The following is a 229-nucleotide window of genomic DNA, read 5'->3' as shown; positions in this document are numbered from 1 at the left end:
AGTACATCGGTATAGTGAGTCTTTTCAGTGTCGCGGGAGGAATTTGTGCAAGTACCACCATGGCAATGATGGCCACACCCATCCGCGTCATGTGTCTTATCATCATCGCTGACTCTTGGCCACTTGCGCTGTACACAACCGTAATGCTTCCAGCCATCATAAGTAAAATGGCAATAAGTAAAGGCAAATCTAAATGCATGCGCATCCAAATAGAGCGCTTGTCATGCAG

The 229-nt window shown here is 46.7% G+C and carries 1 pseudogene; it reads right to left on the bottom strand.

Going from position 1 to position 229, the window contains the following annotated elements:
- A pseudogene (locus R2R70_RS23720) lies at positions 1-229 on the bottom strand (rod shape-determining protein RodA); the annotation flags it as partial.

This window comes from Cobetia sp. SIMBA_158 (assembly GCF_046566945.1).
In the GTDB taxonomy this organism is placed as follows: domain Bacteria; phylum Pseudomonadota; class Gammaproteobacteria; order Pseudomonadales; family Halomonadaceae; genus Cobetia; species Cobetia amphilecti.
The sequence above is the reverse complement of the archived record's forward strand: the minus strand, read 5'-3'. Positions and strand labels throughout refer to the sequence as shown.